The sequence below is a fragment of the Pseudomonas sp. E141 genome (assembly GCF_052659885.1).
Map to the genome: position 1 here is coordinate 4,447,100 of NZ_CP084024.1, position 17,175 is coordinate 4,464,274.

Here is a 17,175-nt window from a genome sequence, read left to right on the forward strand (position 1 = left end):
TAAGTAAAACGTATTGCGCCGCGTCAGTTCAGGTAAGGGGACCAGGACGGTTCTCTGACTTCGCCTTGTGCGGTAGGAAGCGGGAGCCTCACGCGTCCATTAATGGACACGAGCATCAAGACTCCCCGGCCCTGCTGGCGGGTGGCGTAGATTACCATGGTGCCGTTGGGCGCAACAGTAGGCGACTCGTCCAGAGTGCTATCAGTGAGGATCTTTACACTACCGCGCTGCAGATCCTGAGCCGCCACCTTGAAATTGGTAAAGCCATCCTGGCGATGGATCATCACCAGGGTCTTTTCGTCCGCCGACAGTTTAGGGTTGGCGTTGTAGTTACCGACGAACGTCACGCGTTCGGCACCACCACCACTGGCGCTGGTCTTGTAGATCTGCGGCTTGCCGCCACGGTCGGAGGTGAAGTAGATGGTCGAGCCATCCTTGCCCCAGAACGGTTCGGTGTTGATGCCGGGACCGTTGGTCACGCGAGAAATCGCCCGCGAAGCCAGGTTCATCACATAGATGTCCGGGTTACCGTCCTTGGACAGCACGAATGCCAGGCGCGTACCGTCCGGCGACCAGGCTGGCGCACCGTTCAGGCCTTCGAAGTTGGTGATTTGCTCACGGCGACCGGTGTCAATGTGTTGCATGAAAATACGCGGGCGCTTCTGTTCGAACGAAACATAGGCGATGCGCTTGCCATCGGGGGCGAAACGCGGCGACAGGATCGGCTCGCGCGATTGCAGCAGGGTCACTGCACGAGCACCGTCATAGTCTGAACGCTGCAAGGTATAGCGGGTGTTTTTCTCAGAGAAGCGTTCGGCCGTCACATAAAGCATGCGGGTAGAGAACGCACCCTTGATGCCGGTGAGTTTCTCGAACGACTGATCGGAGATGTAGTGCGCCATGTCACGCAGTTGATCGACGCTGCCCGACACACTGCCGGTCAGCACTTGCTGCTCGGTGGCGACGTTGAACAGGGTGTACTGCACCTGCAGGCGACCGCCGGCCGGCACGATGTTGCCGACCATGAGGTACTGGGCGCCCAGGGCTTTCCAGTCGCGATAGATGACTTCGCTGGCCTGGGTCGGCAGGCTGATCATGTTCTGCTTCGGAATCGGCGCGTAATAACCCGAGTTGCGCAGGTCATTACCGATGATTTCCGACATGTCGTCCGGCAGGACGCTACCGCCCTGCCAGCCGAACGGTACGACGGCGATCGGGGTCGCCCGATCGCTGCCGCTGGTGACCAGAATGTTCTTTTCCTCTGCTACCGCTATCCCTGCCAGGCAGCAGATAACGACCAGCATTGATCGAAGAAGGTTTCTCACAAGGCTAGATCCTCAGGTGTGAATGTCATCTTGAATGAACGATAGGGAGCAAAATCGCTCGGTTTCATTCCTTGCATTTCCGTCAATCGCCCAATGTTCTTGACCGCTGCGACCGCCGAAGCGTCGAACGGGCCATCACCGCTGGACTTGGCCACGCTGACCGAGGTAACCGTACCGTCGGGCAACATGCCGATTTGCAATACTACAGTCATGCCTTTGCGTGCCGAAGGTGGACGAGCCCAGCCTTCTGCCGCTCGGGCGCGAATCAAATCATCGAAACTGCCGGCGACTTCATCGCCCTGCTCATCAGCCAATGCCTGCTGGCGCTGCGGCGTGTCGGAAAGCAAATCTGCCAAGGCCTGGGCCTTTTTCTCTTCGGCGGATTTACGCGCTGCGTCCTGAGCCTTTTTCTTGGCGGCGTCGGCGGCGGCTTTCTTCTTCGCGTCTTCGGCGATTTTCTTTTTCGCCTCGTCAGCTTCAGCTTTCTTCTTGGCGTCTTCGGCCGCTTTTTTCTTCGCGTCCTCGACAATCTTTTTCTTCGCTTCTTCAGCGGCCGCTTTCTTGGCCTCTTCTTCAGCGGCTTTCTTGGCTTCTTCTTCGGATTTTTTCTTGGCTATATCAGCCAGTTTCTTTTCTTCGGCCTTTTTGGCCTCGGCGGTTTTCTTCGCCTCGTCGGCCTTCTTGGCTTCGTCAGCCTTCCTGGCTTCTTCGGCCTTTTGAGCCGCTTGCTCTTTCTTTTGTTCCGCAGCTTTTATCTCTTCCTGCTCGACCTTCTTTTGCTCCATCTGCTCGACTTCGGTCTGGCGCGCGGCGGATTTCTTCGCCTCACCGGCAAGCTTCTGGTTGGTCTGCGTGGTGGCCTGGCTCTTGGACTTGAGCTGATACAGGGTCGCCTGCACGATCGGCTTGGCCGGCGGCAGCTCCGGCGTCATGGCAAAACTGACGAACAGCATGCCAAACACCAGCACATGCAGGCCAATTGCCCAGACACTAGGCCAGAAGTAGCTTTCCGAGGCGGACGGCTCTCGCTGTTGCTGCATCAGGGCGCCTCAGTGATTAAGCCAACATTACCGACCCCGGCTTTCTGCAGGCCGCCCATGGCGCCCATCACCGCACCGTAGTCGACGGTCTTGTCGCCGCGAATGAAGACCTGGGTGCGTTTGCCGTTGCTGTTGCCGGCGTTGATGATCTTGGTCACCGCATCGGTCATCTGCGGCAAGGTCATGGCCCGGTCCTGCTGCTTCTCGGTGTCGACTTCGCTGCCAAGGTTCCAGTAGTAGGTCTTGTCAGCCTTGATCGAAATGGTCAGGACCTGGGTGTCGTTGTCCTGCGGCAAGGCTTCACTGGAAACCTTGGGCAGATCAACCTTCACGCCCTGATTGAGCATCGGCGCGGTCACCATGAAGATGACCAGCAGCACCAACATCACGTCGATGTAGGGCACCACGTTCATCTCGGCAACCGGCTTGCGCTTTTTTCGGGCTCGAGCGATTAAAGCCATTGGGAAATACCTGCTTATTCTTCGCTGGTGTGCACTTTGCGGTGCAGGATCGCCTGGAATTCATCGGCGAAGGTGTAGTAACGGCTGGTCAGCGTTTCGCTGCGGGCAGCAAAGCGGTTGTAGGCGATAACAGCCGGGATGGCCGCGAACAGACCGATGGCGGTGGCAATCAGTGCCTCGGCAATACCCGGGGCCACGGTGGCCAGGGTCGCTTGCTGGGCAGTGGCCAGGCCACGGAAGGAGTTCATGATCCCCCACACGGTACCGAACAGGCCGATGTACGGGCTGACCGAACCAACGGTGGCCAGGAACGGCAGGCCTTGCTCGAGTTTTTCTTCCTCGCGGGAGATGGCGACGCGCATGGCACGGGCCACCCCTTCCATCACCGCCTCAGGATCCACGCCTGGTTGCTGGCGCAGACGGGAGAATTCCTTGAAGCCGGCACGGAAGATCTGCTCGACCCCCGAGTCCGGGTCCGGGTTGCTGCCGGCCTGGCGGTAGAGTTTGGACAGGTCGATACCGGACCAGAAGCGCTCCTCGAAGCTCTCCAGGGCTCGACGACCGGCGCGCAGCATGTTGCTGCGCTGAAAGATCATGATCCATGAGGTCACCGATGCGGCTACCAGGATCAGCATTACCAACTGCACCACAACGCTGGCATTGCTGACCAGGCTCCACATGGAGGAATGGTCGACGACGTTAGCTTCCACGCTTTATCTCCTGCTCTGAGTATGTACCGGCGCCGCTCACGCCGGCAAAGGCCGCACGTAGAGCTTCGGGAATGGCCCGGGGTTTCAAACTATGGGTGCGCACACAGGCCACCAGAAACTGCCCTTCACAGAGCAGCGCATTATCCGTAGCCCGCCTGACCTGCTGCTTGAAGCGCAGGCTGACACGGTTCAATTCGATGACATCGGCACTTACCAGAAGCTCGTCGTCCAGTCGCGCCGGCGCGTGGTAGCGCGCTTCGCTGGAATGCACGACGAATAACAGGTCCTCTCCCACCAGCGCGGATTGGGCAAAACCCAGTTCCCGCAGCCGTTCGGTTCGAGCCCGTTCCATAAACTTGAGGTAATTGACGTAGTAAACGATGCCGCCGGCATCGGTGTCCTCGTAATAAACGCGACAGCGATGTGCGAACGACTCCAGCCCGTTTTGCGCGCGCATACTCTAGTGCTTACTCCTCAGGTTGCCAATCGGCCAGGCAACTGTTTTTTCATTCTCGAAATGCAATGACGCTCCGGGTGTCGTCTGGGACAGCACGAACCTGAAAAAAGTCGCTGCACAGAGGTCGTTCAATCGTCCACGGCATCGAGGAATTCGTCTACCACCGGCATCTCACCCATTCGTGTCGGGATGTTTAAGCCGAAATGCAGATAGGCGTGACGCGTCACCACACGCCCGCGAGGGGTGCGCATGATGTAGCCCTGCTGGATCAGGTACGGTTCCAGCACATCTTCGATGGTATGGCGCTCTTCGCTGATGGCCGCCGCCAGGCTGTCCACGCCCACCGGACCGCCGTCGAACTTCTCGATCATGGTCAGCAGCAGGCGCCGGTCCTGGTGGTCGAAACCACGCTCGTCGATGTCCAGCAGGTTCAACGCCAGGTCGGCAATCGGTTTGGTGATGTGGCCCTTGGCGCGGACTTCGGCAAAATCCCGGACCCGACGCAACAGCCGGTTGGCGATCCGCGGCGTACCCCGCGCCCGTCGGGCGATCTCATAAGCGCCATCCGGATCCAGCGGCAACCCGAGAATGCCGGCCGAGCGGCCGACGATCGTCGCCAGATCGGCGTTGTTGTAGAACTCCAGGCGCTGGACGATACCGAAACGGTCCCGCAGCGGGTTGGTCAACATGCCCGCACGGGTCGTGGCGCCCACCAGGGTGAACGGCGGCAGATCGAGCTTGATGGAACGGGCCGCCGGCCCCTCGCCAATCATGATGTCGAGCTGGAAATCTTCCATCGCCGGGTACAGCACTTCCTCGACGATCGGCGACAGCCGGTGGATTTCGTCGATGAACAGCACATCATGGGGCTCAAGATTGGTCAGCAGCGCCGCCAGGTCACCCGGACGCTCGAGGACCGGCCCGGACGTGCTCTTGATCGACACGCCCATCTCCTGGGCGATGATGTTGGCCAGGGTGGTCTTGCCCAAACCGGGTGGGCCGAAGATCAAGGTATGGTCCAGAGACTCGCTGCGCCCACGGGCCGCCTGGATAAACAGTTCCATTTGCTCGCGGACCGCCGGCTGACCGATGTAATCGGCCAGACTGACGGGACGAATCGCACGGTCTTGTACTTCTTCACGGTCACGGGGGGCACCCGTGGCGGCGATCAGACGATCGGCTTCAATCACTTAAATCATTCCCTTCAGGGCACGACGAATCATGTCTTCGGTGCTCAAGCCTTTTTCCTTGATAGCGGAAATCGCCTTGCTGGCCTCCTGCGGCTTGTAGCCCAAGGAGATCAGTGCGGTGACCGCATCGTTTTCCGCGCTGGCCGCGGGCGCTGGCGCGTCCGGCTGGTTAGGCACCAGCGCGAACATGGCCGGCACCGCTTCCCAGGCCTTGAAACGGTCCTTGAGCTCAACCAACAGGCGCTCGGCGGTTTTCTTGCCGACACCTGGCACCTTGGTCAGGGCCGAAGTGTCCTGGGACTGCACGCAGCGCACCAGTTCGTCGACTTCCAGGCTCGACATCAAGGCCAGGGCCAGTTTCGGGCCGACGCCGTTGAGACGAATCAGCTCGCGGAAGAAATCCCGCTCGCGCTTGCCGACGAAGCCATAGAGTAACTGGGCATCCTCGCGCACGACCAAATGGGTGTGCAGCGTCAGCGGTTCACCGACCGACGGCAAGCGATACAAGGTGGTCATGGGCACTTCCAGCTCATAACCCAGGCCATTTACATCCAGAATCAGGTGCGGCGGCTGTTTTTCAGCCAGGGTGCCGCGCAAGCGTCCAATCACGTTTCAGATCCTTGGGCGTAGGCCAGCCGTGGGCTGGCGAGTAACGGCCGGAGCATGGAGGCCGACGACACAGGCGCAAAATGCTCGGGCTCACGAAAGATTGCGCTGATGCTATCAGAGACGCAGGCGCCCGCCACGACTGCGTGCGGCTCCCAGGCCATGCGGCAACAGGCTGGAACGGGTATGGGCATGGCAAATGGCGATGGCCAGGGCGTCGGAGGCATCGATCTGCGGCTTGCTGACCAGTTTCAGCAGATGCATCACCATCATTTGCACCTGTTCCTTGTTCGCCGCGCCCGTTCCAACGACTGCCTGCTTGACCTGGGTCGCGGTGTATTCGGCGATTTCCAGGTTTTCCTCGGCACCGGCCACAATGGCCGCCCCACGAGCCTGCCCCAGCTTCAGGGCAGAATCGGCGTTACGCGCCATGAAGACCTTTTCAATGCCCATGGTGACCGGGCCGTAGGTCTGGATGACTTCACGCACGCCGCGATAAACGATCTGCAAGCGCTCGTGCAACTCACCGGCACCGGTGCGGATACAGCCTGACGCGACGTACACGCAGCCGCGCCCGGTATCACGAACCACGCCGTAGCCGGTGATGCGCGAACCGGGGTCGATACCAAGGATTAAAGTCATAACGCCTGCGGTTTGAGGGGAGTTATTCAGACCTGTGGGAGCGAGCTTGCTCGCGATGGCGTCGGATCAGCAAGCACAGCGTTGACTGAAATACCGCTATCGCGAGCAAGCTCGCTCCCACATTTTGGTCATTCGCAATCGTCAATATTTGAACAAGCCTTCTCAGCCAAGCTGTTCAGCCACCGACTCCGGAATATCGGCATTGGAATAAACGTTCTGCACATCGTCCAGGTCTTCGAGCATGTCGATCATCTTGAGCACCTTTTCCGCACCTTCCAGGTCCAGTTCGGCGCTGGTGGTCGGTTGCATGACGATTTCCGCGTCGGCCGGCTTGAAACCGGCAGCCTCCAGGGCATTGCGCACGGCGTAGAAGCTGGCGAACGAGGTGAACACGTCGAAGGAACCGTCTTCATGACTGACCACGTCATCGGCGTCGGCTTCCAGGGCCGCCTCCGTCAGGGCATCTTCATCGAGGCCCGGCGCGAAACTGATCTGCCCCTTGCGCTCGAACAGGTACGCCACCGAACCGTCGGTGCCCAAGTTGCCCCCGCATTTGCTGAAGGCGTGACGCACGGCGGCGGCGGTGCGGTTGCGGTTGTCGGTCATGCACTCGACCATCACCGCTACGCCACCGGGGCCGTAACCCTCGTAGGTCAGCTCTTCCACATTATCGGCTTCGGTCGCACCCGCGCCGCGGGCGATAGCGCGGTCGATGATGTCGCGACTCATGTTCGCCCCCAGCGCCTTGTCCAGGGCCAGGCGCAAGCGCGGGTTGGAGCCCGGATCACCGCCACCCTGGCGGGCAGCGACCGTCAGCTCACGGATCCACTTGGTGAATATCTTGCCCCTCTTGGCATCCTGACGTTCTTTGCGGTGCTTGATGTTCGCCCACTTGGAATGACCTGCCATAACTCGCTCCGGTTTCTCTTTGCAACATTGCCCGCCCTGCGCTCGCACAGTAGCCGGCAACCAGAAATATCGACCCCAATGAAAAGGCGCATCCGAAGATGCGCCTTCAGGTGTCGGCCTTACTCAGCCTTTGGCTGTTCACGCAAACGGATGTGCAACTCGCGCAGTGCCTTGGCATCCACTACACCCGGAGCCTGGGTCATGACATCGGCCGCGCTCTGGGTTTTCGGGAACGCGATCACTTCACGGATCGACTGGGCGCCGGTCATCAGCATCACCAGGCGGTCCAGACCAAAGGCCAGGCCACCGTGGGGCGGTGCACCGTACTTCAGAGCATCGAGCAGGAAGCCGAATTTCTCTTCCTGTTCCGCTTCACTGATGCCCAGCAGACGGAAGACCGCCTGTTGCATTTCCTTGCGATGGATACGGATCGAACCGCCACCCAGCTCGGTGCCGTTCAAAACCATGTCGTAAGCGCGTGACAGAGCGGTGGCCGGGTTGGCCTCCAACTCCTCAGGCGAGCACTTCGGCGCGGTGAACGGGTGGTGCAGCGCGGAGAAACTGCCGTCGTCGTTCTCTTCGAACATCGGGAAGTCGACGACCCACATCGGCGCCCATTCGCAGGTCAGCAGCTTGAGGTCGTGACCCAGCTTGATGCGCAGCGCACCCAAGGCTTCGCTGACGATCTTGGCCTTGTCGGCGCCGAAGAACACGATGTCGCCATCAACCGCGCCCACGCGATCGAGGATCACGTTCAGGTTGGCTTCAGGGATGTTTTTCACGATCGGCGATTGCAGGCCGTCAACACCCGCCGCGCGCTCGTTGACCTTGATGTACGCCAAGCCCTTGGCACCGTAGATGCCGACGAACTTGGTGTAGTCGTCGATCTGCTTGCGCGGCATGCTTGCCCCGCCTGGCACACGCAGGGCCGCGATCCGGCATTTCGGGTCGTTGGCCGGGCCGCTGAACACCTTGAAATCGACTTCCTTGAGCTGATCGGCCACGTCCACCAGTTCCAGCGGGTTGCGCAGGTCCGGCTTGTCGGAACCGTAGCGGCGCATGGCCTCTTCGAAGGTCATGTGCGGGAACTCGCCGAATTCCAGACCCAGCACTTCCTTGAACAGGTTGCGGATCATGCCTTCGGTCAGGCCCATGATGTCTTTTTCGTCGAGGAAGCTGGTCTCGATGTCGATCTGAGTGAACTCAGGCTGACGGTCGGCACGCAGGTCTTCGTCGCGGAAACACTTGGCGATCTGGTAGTAGCGGTCGAAGCCGGCCACCATCAGCAGTTGCTTGAACAGCTGCGGCGATTGCGGCAAGGCAAAGAAGCTGCCGGGGTGGGTGCGGCTCGGCACCAGGTAGTCGCGAGCACCTTCCGGCGTGGCGCGGGTCAGGATCGGCGTCTCGACGTCGAGGAAGCCGTTCTCGTCCAGGTAACGACGGATGCTGGTGGTCATGCGCGAACGCAGACGCAGCTTCTCGGCCATTTCCGGGCGACGCAGGTCAATGAAGCGATAGCGCAGGCGGGTTTCTTCACCCACGTCGGAGTATTCGTTGAGCGGGAACGGCGGGGTTTCCGCTTCGTTGAGCACTTCCAGCTCATAGCCCAGCACTTCGATCATGCCCGAGGCCATGTTGGCGTTGCCGGCACCGGCCGGACGCAGGCGTACCTTGCCGGTGATCTTGACTACGTATTCGCTGCGCACGCGGTCGGCGGTGGCGAAGGTTTCAGCGCGGTCCGGATCGAACACTACCTGAGCCAGGCCTTCACGATCACGGATATCGAGGAAAATCACCCCGCCATGGTCACGGCGACGATGGACCCATCCGCAAAGAGTAACTTCCTGACCTTCCAGGCTTTCGTTCAGTTGGCCGCAATAATGGCTGCGCATCATGGTAGTGGTTTCACTTCTCGTAATTCGAAATTCGGTTGGAGGCCCTGCCCGTGCAAGAGCTCGCGCGTGTTCAACTCAGTCAGCTTTGTCGCCACCGGCCAGGTTCTTCTTGGCGCCGGTCTTGAAGTCGGTTTCATACCAGCCGGTGCCACCGAGGCGGAAACCTGGCATGGACAGCATCTTTTTCAGTTCCGGCGCCTGACAGGCAGGGCAGTCGACCAGCGGTGCCGCGCTGATCTTTTGAATGGCTTCCATCTGATGACCACAGGAAGCACATTGATAGTCGTACATCGGCATGGGGGTTGTCTCGGCGATCAGGTTACTCGCGCAAAGGCTGGGCTTTGCGGCAAAGAGCGGGATTATATCCATTAAATGCGGCCTGTGCAGCCGTAAGACGGCACAGGCCGTTGCCGGTCGGTTTCAGCCACTGACAGGCGCCACGCATTCATCACGCCAATGACGCCCCACGACCTCCGTCCCTGCCTCCTTCAAACTGTGCACCACGCAAACCACGCGCACTAAACCGCTGAAGTTGCGTACCCCGCCATGGCGCAGGTGCACTTCCCGGTCCACATGGGACAGCAGAGTACTGATGGAACAGCTGTTGAGCTGGGCCATGTCACCGAGAATATCCCAATAGACCTGCTCGAGCCGAAGACAGGTGGCGAACCCGTTCAGGCGGATCGATCGGGACAGGGGCCGGGCCAGCTGCATGTCGAACCCCCGGACGAACGGGTCGATGGTAATGGGCTGAAAGCGCCCATGCACACCCTCCCCGGGTTCTTTTCCTTGAATCATACCGTTGACACTCCTTTGCCATACGAACCTCTCAATTGGAACAACCAATCTGTGGCTCTATGGAAGCTCAACGGCATCGCCAGTTCCAGATGACTTTATGACCATCGGCGTAGGACAAGCCAGCAGCAGGCAGGCGACGAATTACGACGTCCTACACAAAGGGCCAGCGATAATGCCAGCCCCTCCGTCATCGCCCGGCCCGGCGCTTACCGGTCTTCCAGCAGCGAGCGCAACATCCATGCGGTTTTTTCATGGACCTGCATGCGCTGGGTCAGCAGATCGGTGGTCGGTTCGTCACTGACCTTGTCCGATAAAGGAAGGATGCTACGGGCCGTACGCGTCACGGCTTCCTGACCCTCGACCAACTGGCGGATCATGTCTTCGGCGCCAGGCACGCCTTCTTCTTCCTTGATAGAAGACAAGCGTGCATACACGGCGTAAGCGCCCGGCGCAGGAAAGCCGAGGGCACGAATGCGTTCGGCAATCAGGTCCACCGCCAGCGCCAGTTCGTTGTATTGCTCCTCGAACATCAGGTGCAGGGTGCGAAACATCGGCCCCGTGACGTTCCAGTGAAAATTATGGGTCTTGAGGTACAGAACGTAAGTGTCCGACAGCAGCCGTGAAAGCCCCTCGACGATGGATTTGCGATCTTCTTCACTGATCCCGATATCAATGGCCATGTTGGTTGATCTCCTGCGGTGATGAATTCGACAGCGGCCCCTGCACTCTAGCCGGTGTTACCGCCGCCAGCCTGCGACAAATCGCCAGCCCTCCTGAACCGACAAGCCGCAACACCGGACGGTTCCGACGAGGCGGGAGATTTCACGCCCTTGCCTGATACCTTGCGCCGACGAACAGCGCGGTCCGCCCCCCGTAACGGGTTTGAGAAGGTCGGGGCTTTGCTGTTAAATAGGCAGTGTGTCGCTACGCCTATTTTTCCGGGCATGGCGCATAGGCTGATTCGGGAATGTGTCCAACGCCTCTCTATTGTTCCGAAGCGAACCGCCCCGATCAGCTCTTCCTTGTGATCCGTCTTAACCGTGAGTCAATCAAAATGTTGAAAATCGTCCACTTGCTAATGGGCGCAGCTGCCCTGCTGCTGTCCTTCATCCCTAGCCTGGGTTCCGAAGCCACGCCTTACCTGCAACATCCCGATGCGCTTTACCTGGCCTTTTTCGGCCTGCTCAACCTGACCCTTGCACCTGTTATCCCCTACTGGAACAAAGGCCCACGTCATCAACTGCAAAACCTGGTCAGCGCCTTGCTGGTGTTGGCCGTTGCCCTGCAAACCCTGACCCTGCTGGCACCCATGCCGCAAATCGCCGGTCAACCGGCCGTGCTGTTCAGCCTCGCCGCATCACTGCTCGCCGTGGCATTGCACCTGGCTGTCAGCTTCTACAAGAAGTCGTCACCGGCCGCCGCACCGCAAAACTACGACATGTCCAACCGCGATACCGGCACCGTGAAGTGGTTCAACACTTCCAAGGGGTTCGGTTTCATCTCCCGCGACTCCGGCGATGACATCTTTGTGCATTTCCGAGCCATTCGTGGTGAAGGCCACCGCGTCCTGGTCGAAGGCCAGCGCGTGGAGTTCTCCGTGATGAACCGCGACAAAGGCCTGCAGGCCGAAGATGTGATCGCCGCGCTACCGCGCCGCTGATCCCAAGCGTAAAAAAACCGCGATGCAGCCAGGCTGCTCGCGGTTTTTTATTGCCTGTCGTTCCGGTCGGTCAGTAGTGAGGCGGAGGCGCTTCTTCTTCGAAGGTTTCAAATTGCCCGGCCATCTCTTCCTGGCGCTTGAGCAACGCGGCCATTTGCAGCTGCAGACGCTCGACCACTCGTTGCTGCTCCACCAGCACGTCATTTAATGCCTGGATGGTGTCATCCTGAAACGCCAGGCGGCTTTCCAGATCCGTTACACGCTCTTCAAGGTTCATGGTTCAGCCCTCCAGAAACTTGAAATCATCGGTCAAGGCCGCTCGCAATCGGTCGCGAATGACCTTCACCTGTTCAGCAGTATACGACCTGGCCGGGTGTTTGCCCCAGACCGGCGCTGGCCAGGCCGCGTCATCACGCTTGCGCACGATGACGTGCATGTGCAACTGACTGACGACGTTACCCAAGGTTGCAACGTTCAGCTTGTCAGCATTGAAGGAGTCCTTGAGGGTTTCGGCCAGGGCCGTGGTTTCCTTCCACAGCTGCCGCTGGTCGGCGTCATCCAATTGAAACAATTCGCTGATATTTTCCCGTCGCGGCACGAGGATGAACCACGGGTAATTGGAGTCGTTGGACAAGAGCAACCGGCACAGCGGGAAGTCACCCATGACTAACGTGTCTTGTTGCAGTTGTGGATCTAAAGCAAACACCGCGCGCACTCCTCGCTGGTTATCGTTTTTGCCCGACTCAGCGGGCCTGAGGGGGACATAGAGCCGCAGCATACCCTTGAACGTCGAAGGGTTCACTGCGTACTGTCATGACCCTGTCCGATGCTTTTTTTCCAGTACGCGCACCAACTCAGCGCGGCCGGTAACACATAGGCCTGAGACGGGCGCTGCGAGCACTGCCTTTTGCACTGAGCCTGTAAAATTTTCGTACAAGGTAGAGATTTTTTTGCACCAAAACAGCACAACGCGTCTACGCTCAGTGCACGAAGCATCCGTGATCTACTCACTGAGAGGGTGAACCGGTAACGTTTTTGGTTGTCTCGCAGCGTTTAGCGGTTCTAAACACGAGAGCGACACAGCAGTCAACCCTAATTAAAACAAGGCCTTTGGAGCCCGGTTTCATGAGGTTTCACCGTGCCAGCAGGGAGAATGTGAAAAAAACGTGAACAAAAAACGGGTTTGAGCATGCTTGTTGCATTCATCCCCATATCGCCTGCAGGGCATCGCCGGAAGCGAAAACCTGCGGGCCTATAAATAAAGTGGCAAGGTTGCCCACAGGGAGCTTCAAGCGCAGTAACAAAGGAGTCTTTACACCGACGCCGGAAAAAAGAAGCAACTTCGAGTTGTGAGTCCGATTGCGCCGGAACAGCCCAAATACGACATGGATCGAGCCATTGGCGACAGGGTCGTAAAGAAGCTGAAAGATTGGATGGGCAAGTATCGCCAATGAATGTCGTCGTGATATAAGTTCGCGCCGACACAAAAAGAAAGAGCCGCCCAGATAAAAAAACAGGTGGGACGGCAAGACTCTTCTAAAAACCAAAGGAGCAAATCACGATGCGCGTGATGAAGTGGAGCATGATCGCACTGGCTGTTTCGGCCAGTACCTCGCAGTTCGCAATGGCCTCTTCCCAGGAAGAATCCAAGGGCTTTTTTGAAGATCAGAGCCTGAACGTTCTGACCCGTATGCTGTACATGAATCGTGATTTCAAAAACAACTCTAGTGCTTCGCAAAGTTATCGCGAAGAAACCGGCCTTGCCGTGCGCGCCACGTACGAGTCCGGCTTCACCCAAGGCACCGTTGGTTTCGGTGTAGATGCCTTGGTCAACAGCATGGTCAAACTGGACAGTGGTCGTGGCCGTACCGGTAACGGCATGTTCGGTAACGATAGCGAAGGCCGACCAGAAGACACCCAATCCATTGGTGGTGGCGCGGTCAAGTTCCGTCTCTCTGACACAGTCCTTAAATACGGCAGCCAATACGTTGCCAGCCCTGTTCTCGCCACCGACGACAGCCGTCTGCTGCCGGAAGTCGCCACAGGCACCATGATCACCAGCAAAGAAATCGAAGGACTGGAACTGAGCGCTGGTCGGTTTACCGCGATAAGCGGACAGAACCACATGGGTCACGACAGCATCAACGGCACCGGCCTGAAATCCGCTGATATCGCTGGTGCAACCTACCAATTCACCGAGAATTTTGTAGCTGGCGTAGCAGCTTCCGACGTTGAAGACCACTACAAAAAGAAATACATCAACCTGAACTACACGCTGCCGATCAACGAAGATCAGTCTCTTAACTTCGACTTCAACGGCTATGACAGCAAGGATCAAGGTCAGAAGCTCAGCGGCGACGTTGACAACCGCATCTGGTCCCTCGCAGCTGCCTATTCCATCGGTGCCCACAAGTTCACCCTGGCTCACCAGCGCTCCACCGGCGATACCGGCTACGTTTACGGCGCCGACGGCAACGGTACTATCTTCCTCGCCAACTCGGTCCAATACTCCGACTTCAACGGCGCAGACGAGCGCTCTTGGCAGGCTCGCTACGACCTGAACATGAAGACCTACGGCGTTCCTGGCCTGAGCTTCATGACTCGGTACATCACCGGTGACAACATTGAGACTGGCGGTGAAGAAGGCAAAGAGCACGAGTGGGACTTCGAAACCAAATACGTCATGCAAAGCGGTCCAGCCAAAGACTTGTCTTTCCGCCTGCGTAGCGCGTTCTACCGCACTAACAGCTCTTACAATGCCATCAACGGCAACGACAACAATGACTTCCGCATCATCGTCGAATACCCTCTGAGCATCTTGTAATTCAGCGGTCACTCGATAGTTACACCGGCAACATATAAAAAACCGCTCACCTGATCCAGGTGAGCGGTTTTTTTGTGCCCATTACAAGTCAGCTTAAAAGCAACCTCGTAATTAGCAAGCTAACTAACAATCAGCTCATGCATTCAAAGCGTTACTGCGCAGCCCCTTCGTGGACCATACGAATAACCCGCTGTGGAAACGGAATATCAATCCCCGCGTCTTTCAAACGATCCCGGGCCTGTTCATTGAACATGAACATCACGTTCCAGTAATCGGCCGTTTTGACCCATACCCGCAACGACACCGTGATCGAACTGTCGCCCAAGGTCGAAATCACCGCTTCCGGCGCCGGATCGGCCAGTACACGCTCGTCCTTGGCCAGCTCCAACAACACTTCGCGAGCCTTTTGCAGGTCGGCCTGGTAATCCACGCCTACATCGAACACGACTTTGCGGGTCGGCTGGCGATTGGTGTTGGTGATGATGCCGTTCGACAGGTTGCCGTTGGGCACGATGACAGTTTTGTTGTCACCGGTGCGAATCACGGTGTGAAAGATCTGGATGCTGTCGACCGTACCGGCCACGCCTTGAGCTTCGATCCAGTCACCGATGCGGAACGGACGGAATAACAGAATCAACACACCACCGGCGAAGTTCGCCAGACTGCCCTGCAATGCCAGGCCGATCGCCAGGCCTGCCGCACCGATAGCCGCGATGAACGAGGTGGTTTCAATGCCGATCATCGACGCCACGCTGACGATCAGCAGGATCTTGAGGATGATGTTCGCCAGGTTGCTGATGAACCCTTGCAGCGCCAGGTCGGCATTGCGCAGTGCCAACAGCCCGCCGAGTTTGCGGGTTACCTTGTTGATCAGCCACCAGCCAATGGCCAGCGTAACCACCGCCAGCAGCACCCGGCTGCCGTACTCCATGATCATGGGGATCCAGGCCTCGGACGCCTTGATCAAGTTGTCCACTTCAGCGTTCAAGTCCATCTACCTCTCCTTCTATTGCCGTAACCACGAAAGACCGGGCGAAGCATTGTGAAAAGAGCGTTTGCCCGCTCCCCACAATGCCTCTGTGCACCGGGTGTCAGTCGCGGAAGTTATTGAACTGCAAAGGCATGCCGAATTCCTTGCCCCGCAGTGCCGCGATGGCTTCCTGCAAGTCATCACGCTTTTTGCCAGTGACGCGTACTTGCTCGCCCTGGATGGCGGCTTGCACCTTGAGCTTGGCGTCCTTGATATGAGCAACGATTTTCTTCGCCAGTTCCTTGTCGATGCCTTCCTTGAGCACGGCTTCCTGCTTCATCAGCTTGCCCGAGGCATAGGCGTCCTTGACCTCAAGGCACTGAACGTCGATCTTGCGCTTGACCAGGGCCAGCTTGAGGATCTCGATCATTGCCTCAAGCTGGAAGTCGGCCTCGGCGGTCAGGTTGACGGTCAGGTCCTTCTCCTTGAACTCGAAACTGCCCTTGCCCTTGAGGTCATAACGACGGTCGAGTTCCTTGACGGCGTTTTCAACGGCGTTGGTGACTTCGTGTTTGTCCAGTTCGGATACCACGTCGAATGACGGCATGTAGTGTTCTCCAATAAAAAAGACGCGCCCGTGACAAAGGCGCGTGCTTGGCTTGTGGTTAAAATCGGGCTCATTATAACGGGTCTTTTCCTGTCGACACTGCGAGCCCCCAGATGCCTGCGCCAAACCGAGTAAAAAACTGATGCCTACTACCTGGCATGTCCTGGGGGCCGGCAGCCTCGGTACGTTGTGGGCGACGCGCCTGGCCCGGGCCGGTTTGCCGGTGCGGCTGGTACTGCGCAATGAACAACGCTTGCAGGCCTATCGGGCCGCCGGTGGTCTGACGCTGGTGGAACAGGGCCAGGCCCAACATTACCCGGTCCCCGGGCAAACAGCCGACGCCCCCGAGCCGATCAAACGCCTGCTCCTGGCCTGCAAAGCCTATGACGCCGAAGCGGCCGTGGCTTCTGTGGCTCATCGCCTGAGCGCCGACGCGGAACTGATCCTGCTACAGAACGGCCTCGGCAGTCAGGACGCAGTCGCCAATCGTGTTCCCCAGGCCCGTTGCATCAGTGCCTCCAGTACCGAAGGGGCATTCCGCGACGGTGACTGGCGCGTGGTGTTTGCCGGCCACGGCTACACCTGGCTGGGTGACCCCGCGCACCCGGTAGCACCGTTCTGGCTGGACGACCTCACCGCCGCCGGCATACCCCACGAATGGACGGCTGACATCCTCACCCGGCTCTGGCGCAAACTGGCGCTCAACTGTGCCATCAACCCTCTGACCGTCCTGCACCACTGCAAGAACGGCGGCTTGCAGACGCATCACTGCGAAGTGGCGACCCTCTGCGCGGAACTCACGGACCTGCTGGAACGCTGCGGCCAGCCCATGGCGGCCGAAGACTTGCAGCCGGAAGTCGAACGGGTCATCCAGGCTACCGCCGCCAACTACTCCTCGATGTACCAAGACGTCGCCCATGGCCGCCGCACCGAAATCAGCTACCTGCTCGGCCACGCTTGCAAGGTTGCCGAGCGCCACCGGTTACCGGTGCCACACCTGGAACAATTGCGGCAGCGACTGATTGCCCACTTGAACAACCTCGGATTGCCCGGCGACTGAGCAGCGGCTACGCTGGCCCTC

General features: G+C 58.8%; 20 protein-coding genes. 3 read left to right on the forward strand and 17 right to left on the reverse strand.

Going from position 1 to position 17,175, the window contains the following annotated elements; genetic code table 11:
• Nucleotides 1-23: 23 nt before the first annotated feature.
• The 13 genes from tolB to GKKCFE_RS20020 form a co-directional block, all read right to left on the reverse strand.
• Complete coding sequence (gene tolB, locus GKKCFE_RS19960; protein WP_076383695.1) at nt 24-1,325, reverse strand: Tol-Pal system beta propeller repeat protein TolB; 1,302 nt, start codon at nt 1,323-1,325, stop codon at nt 24-26.
• Nucleotides 1,322-2,365: a cell envelope integrity protein TolA gene (tolA, locus tag GKKCFE_RS19965; RefSeq protein WP_076383694.1), complete on the reverse strand. Its 1,044-nt coding sequence runs from the start codon at nt 2,363-2,365 to the stop codon at nt 1,322-1,324. The genes tolB and tolA overlap by 4 nt, the downstream gene beginning before the upstream one ends.
• The gene (gene tolR, locus GKKCFE_RS19970) at nt 2,365-2,817 is read right to left on the reverse strand and encodes a protein TolR (RefSeq protein WP_160893274.1); all 453 of its coding nucleotides are present in this window, start codon (nt 2,815-2,817) and stop codon (nt 2,365-2,367) included. The genes tolA and tolR overlap by 1 nt, the downstream gene beginning before the upstream one ends.
• Nucleotides 2,818-2,840: 23 nt before the next feature.
• Complete coding sequence (gene tolQ / locus GKKCFE_RS19975) at nt 2,841-3,536, reverse strand: protein TolQ (RefSeq protein ID WP_047227067.1); 696 nt, start codon at nt 3,534-3,536, stop codon at nt 2,841-2,843.
• On the reverse strand, nt 3,526-3,993 hold the full coding sequence (ybgC, locus tag GKKCFE_RS19980; RefSeq protein ID WP_047227068.1) for a tol-pal system-associated acyl-CoA thioesterase: 468 nt from the start codon (nt 3,991-3,993) through the stop codon (nt 3,526-3,528). The genes tolQ and ybgC overlap by 11 nt, the downstream gene beginning before the upstream one ends.
• Nucleotides 3,994-4,121: 128 nt before the next feature.
• Entirely contained in the window at nt 4,122-5,183 is a 1,062-nt protein-coding gene (ruvB, locus tag GKKCFE_RS19985) for a Holliday junction branch migration DNA helicase RuvB (protein WP_047227069.1), read from the reverse strand.
• Complete coding sequence (gene ruvA, locus GKKCFE_RS19990; RefSeq protein ID WP_047227070.1) at nt 5,184-5,792, reverse strand: Holliday junction branch migration protein RuvA; 609 nt, start codon at nt 5,790-5,792, stop codon at nt 5,184-5,186.
• A 114-nt stretch (nt 5,793-5,906) separates the two neighbouring features.
• The gene (gene ruvC / locus GKKCFE_RS19995) at nt 5,907-6,431 is read right to left on the reverse strand and encodes a crossover junction endodeoxyribonuclease RuvC (protein ID WP_030140802.1); all 525 of its coding nucleotides are present in this window, start codon (nt 6,429-6,431) and stop codon (nt 5,907-5,909) included.
• Nucleotides 6,432-6,593: 162 nt separating this feature from the next.
• Entirely contained in the window at nt 6,594-7,340 is a 747-nt protein-coding gene (locus GKKCFE_RS20000; RefSeq protein ID WP_188252013.1) for a YebC/PmpR family DNA-binding transcriptional regulator, read from the reverse strand.
• A 119-nt stretch (nt 7,341-7,459) separates the two neighbouring features.
• Nucleotides 7,460-9,235: an aspartate--tRNA ligase gene (gene aspS / locus GKKCFE_RS20005; RefSeq protein ID WP_047227071.1), complete on the reverse strand. Its 1,776-nt coding sequence runs from the start codon at nt 9,233-9,235 to the stop codon at nt 7,460-7,462.
• Between the two features lie 75 nt (nt 9,236-9,310).
• Nucleotides 9,311-9,532, reverse strand: coding sequence for an FmdB family zinc ribbon protein (locus GKKCFE_RS20010; RefSeq protein ID WP_003178589.1), 222 nt, complete (start codon nt 9,530-9,532; stop codon nt 9,311-9,313).
• A gap of 123 nt (nt 9,533-9,655) precedes the next feature.
• On the reverse strand, nt 9,656-10,033 hold the full coding sequence (locus tag GKKCFE_RS20015; RefSeq protein ID WP_076383692.1) for a ribbon-helix-helix domain-containing protein: 378 nt from the start codon (nt 10,031-10,033) through the stop codon (nt 9,656-9,658).
• Between the two features lie 206 nt (nt 10,034-10,239).
• Complete coding sequence (locus tag GKKCFE_RS20020; protein WP_047227073.1) at nt 10,240-10,713, reverse strand: Dps family protein; 474 nt, start codon at nt 10,711-10,713, stop codon at nt 10,240-10,242.
• 374 nt (nt 10,714-11,087) lie between these two features.
• On the opposite strand from GKKCFE_RS20020, the gene GKKCFE_RS20025 reads away from it, so the two are divergent.
• The gene (locus tag GKKCFE_RS20025; RefSeq protein ID WP_047227074.1) at nt 11,088-11,693 is read left to right on the forward strand and encodes a cold-shock protein; all 606 of its coding nucleotides are present in this window, start codon (nt 11,088-11,090) and stop codon (nt 11,691-11,693) included.
• Nucleotides 11,694-11,763: 70 nt separating this feature from the next.
• Here GKKCFE_RS20025 and GKKCFE_RS20030 read toward each other — a convergent pair whose 3' ends face one another.
• Together GKKCFE_RS20030 and GKKCFE_RS20035 are read right to left on the reverse strand one after the other, a co-directional pair.
• Nucleotides 11,764-11,970: a SlyX family protein gene (locus GKKCFE_RS20030; RefSeq protein ID WP_047227075.1), complete on the reverse strand. Its 207-nt coding sequence runs from the start codon at nt 11,968-11,970 to the stop codon at nt 11,764-11,766.
• A gap of 3 nt (nt 11,971-11,973) precedes the next feature.
• Nucleotides 11,974-12,399 carry an HIT family protein gene (locus GKKCFE_RS20035; RefSeq protein ID WP_076383691.1) on the reverse strand — a complete coding sequence of 142 codons (426 nt, stop codon included), beginning with the start codon at nt 12,397-12,399 and terminating at the stop codon, nt 11,974-11,976.
• 855 nt (nt 12,400-13,254) lie between these two features.
• Here GKKCFE_RS20035 and GKKCFE_RS20040 point away from each other — a divergent pair.
• Nucleotides 13,255-14,517: an OprD family porin gene (locus GKKCFE_RS20040; RefSeq protein ID WP_139049279.1), complete on the forward strand. Its 1,263-nt coding sequence runs from the start codon at nt 13,255-13,257 to the stop codon at nt 14,515-14,517.
• 151 nt (nt 14,518-14,668) lie between these two features.
• Here GKKCFE_RS20040 and GKKCFE_RS20045 read toward each other — a convergent pair whose 3' ends face one another.
• Both GKKCFE_RS20045 and GKKCFE_RS20050 read right to left on the reverse strand, forming a co-directional pair.
• On the reverse strand, nt 14,669-15,511 hold the full coding sequence (locus tag GKKCFE_RS20045; protein WP_445577011.1) for a mechanosensitive ion channel family protein: 843 nt from the start codon (nt 15,509-15,511) through the stop codon (nt 14,669-14,671).
• A 97-nt stretch (nt 15,512-15,608) separates the two neighbouring features.
• Nucleotides 15,609-16,094, reverse strand: coding sequence for a YajQ family cyclic di-GMP-binding protein (locus GKKCFE_RS20050; protein WP_003205057.1), 486 nt, complete (start codon nt 16,092-16,094; stop codon nt 15,609-15,611).
• Between the two features lie 142 nt (nt 16,095-16,236).
• On the opposite strand from GKKCFE_RS20050, the gene GKKCFE_RS20055 reads away from it, so the two are divergent.
• Complete coding sequence (locus tag GKKCFE_RS20055; protein ID WP_439125205.1) at nt 16,237-17,154, forward strand: putative 2-dehydropantoate 2-reductase; 918 nt, start codon at nt 16,237-16,239, stop codon at nt 17,152-17,154.
• Nucleotides 17,155-17,175: the final 21 nt, after the last annotated feature.

Coding starts and splice junctions, on each gene's coding strand:
- tolA (WP_076383694.1), bottom strand. CDS start 2,365: ATGCAGCAACAGCGAGAGCCGTCCGCCTCGGAAAGCTACTTCTGGCCT.
- ybgC (WP_047227068.1), bottom strand. CDS start 3,993: ATGCGCGCGCAAAACGGGCTGGAGTCGTTCGCACATCGCTGTCGCGTT.
- ruvC (WP_030140802.1), bottom strand. CDS start 6,431: ATGACTTTAATCCTTGGTATCGACCCCGGTTCGCGCATCACCGGCTAC.
- GKKCFE_RS20000 (WP_188252013.1), bottom strand. CDS start 7,340: ATGGCAGGTCATTCCAAGTGGGCGAACATCAAGCACCGCAAAGAACGT.
- aspS (WP_047227071.1), bottom strand. CDS start 9,235: ATGATGCGCAGCCATTATTGCGGCCAACTGAACGAAAGCCTGGAAGGT.
- GKKCFE_RS20010 (WP_003178589.1), bottom strand. CDS start 9,532: ATGCCGATGTACGACTATCAATGTGCTTCCTGTGGTCATCAGATGGAA.
- GKKCFE_RS20015 (WP_076383692.1), bottom strand. CDS start 10,033: ATGATTCAAGGAAAAGAACCCGGGGAGGGTGTGCATGGGCGCTTTCAG.
- GKKCFE_RS20020 (WP_047227073.1), bottom strand. CDS start 10,713: ATGGCCATTGATATCGGGATCAGTGAAGAAGATCGCAAATCCATCGTC.
- GKKCFE_RS20025 (WP_047227074.1), top strand. CDS start 11,088: ATGTTGAAAATCGTCCACTTGCTAATGGGCGCAGCTGCCCTGCTGCTG.
- GKKCFE_RS20030 (WP_047227075.1), bottom strand. CDS start 11,970: ATGAACCTTGAAGAGCGTGTAACGGATCTGGAAAGCCGCCTGGCGTTT.
- GKKCFE_RS20040 (WP_139049279.1), top strand. CDS start 13,255: ATGCGCGTGATGAAGTGGAGCATGATCGCACTGGCTGTTTCGGCCAGT.
- GKKCFE_RS20045 (WP_445577011.1), bottom strand. CDS start 15,511: ATGGACTTGAACGCTGAAGTGGACAACTTGATCAAGGCGTCCGAGGCC.
- GKKCFE_RS20050 (WP_003205057.1), bottom strand. CDS start 16,094: ATGCCGTCATTCGACGTGGTATCCGAACTGGACAAACACGAAGTCACC.
- GKKCFE_RS20055 (WP_439125205.1), top strand. CDS start 16,237: ATGCCTACTACCTGGCATGTCCTGGGGGCCGGCAGCCTCGGTACGTTG.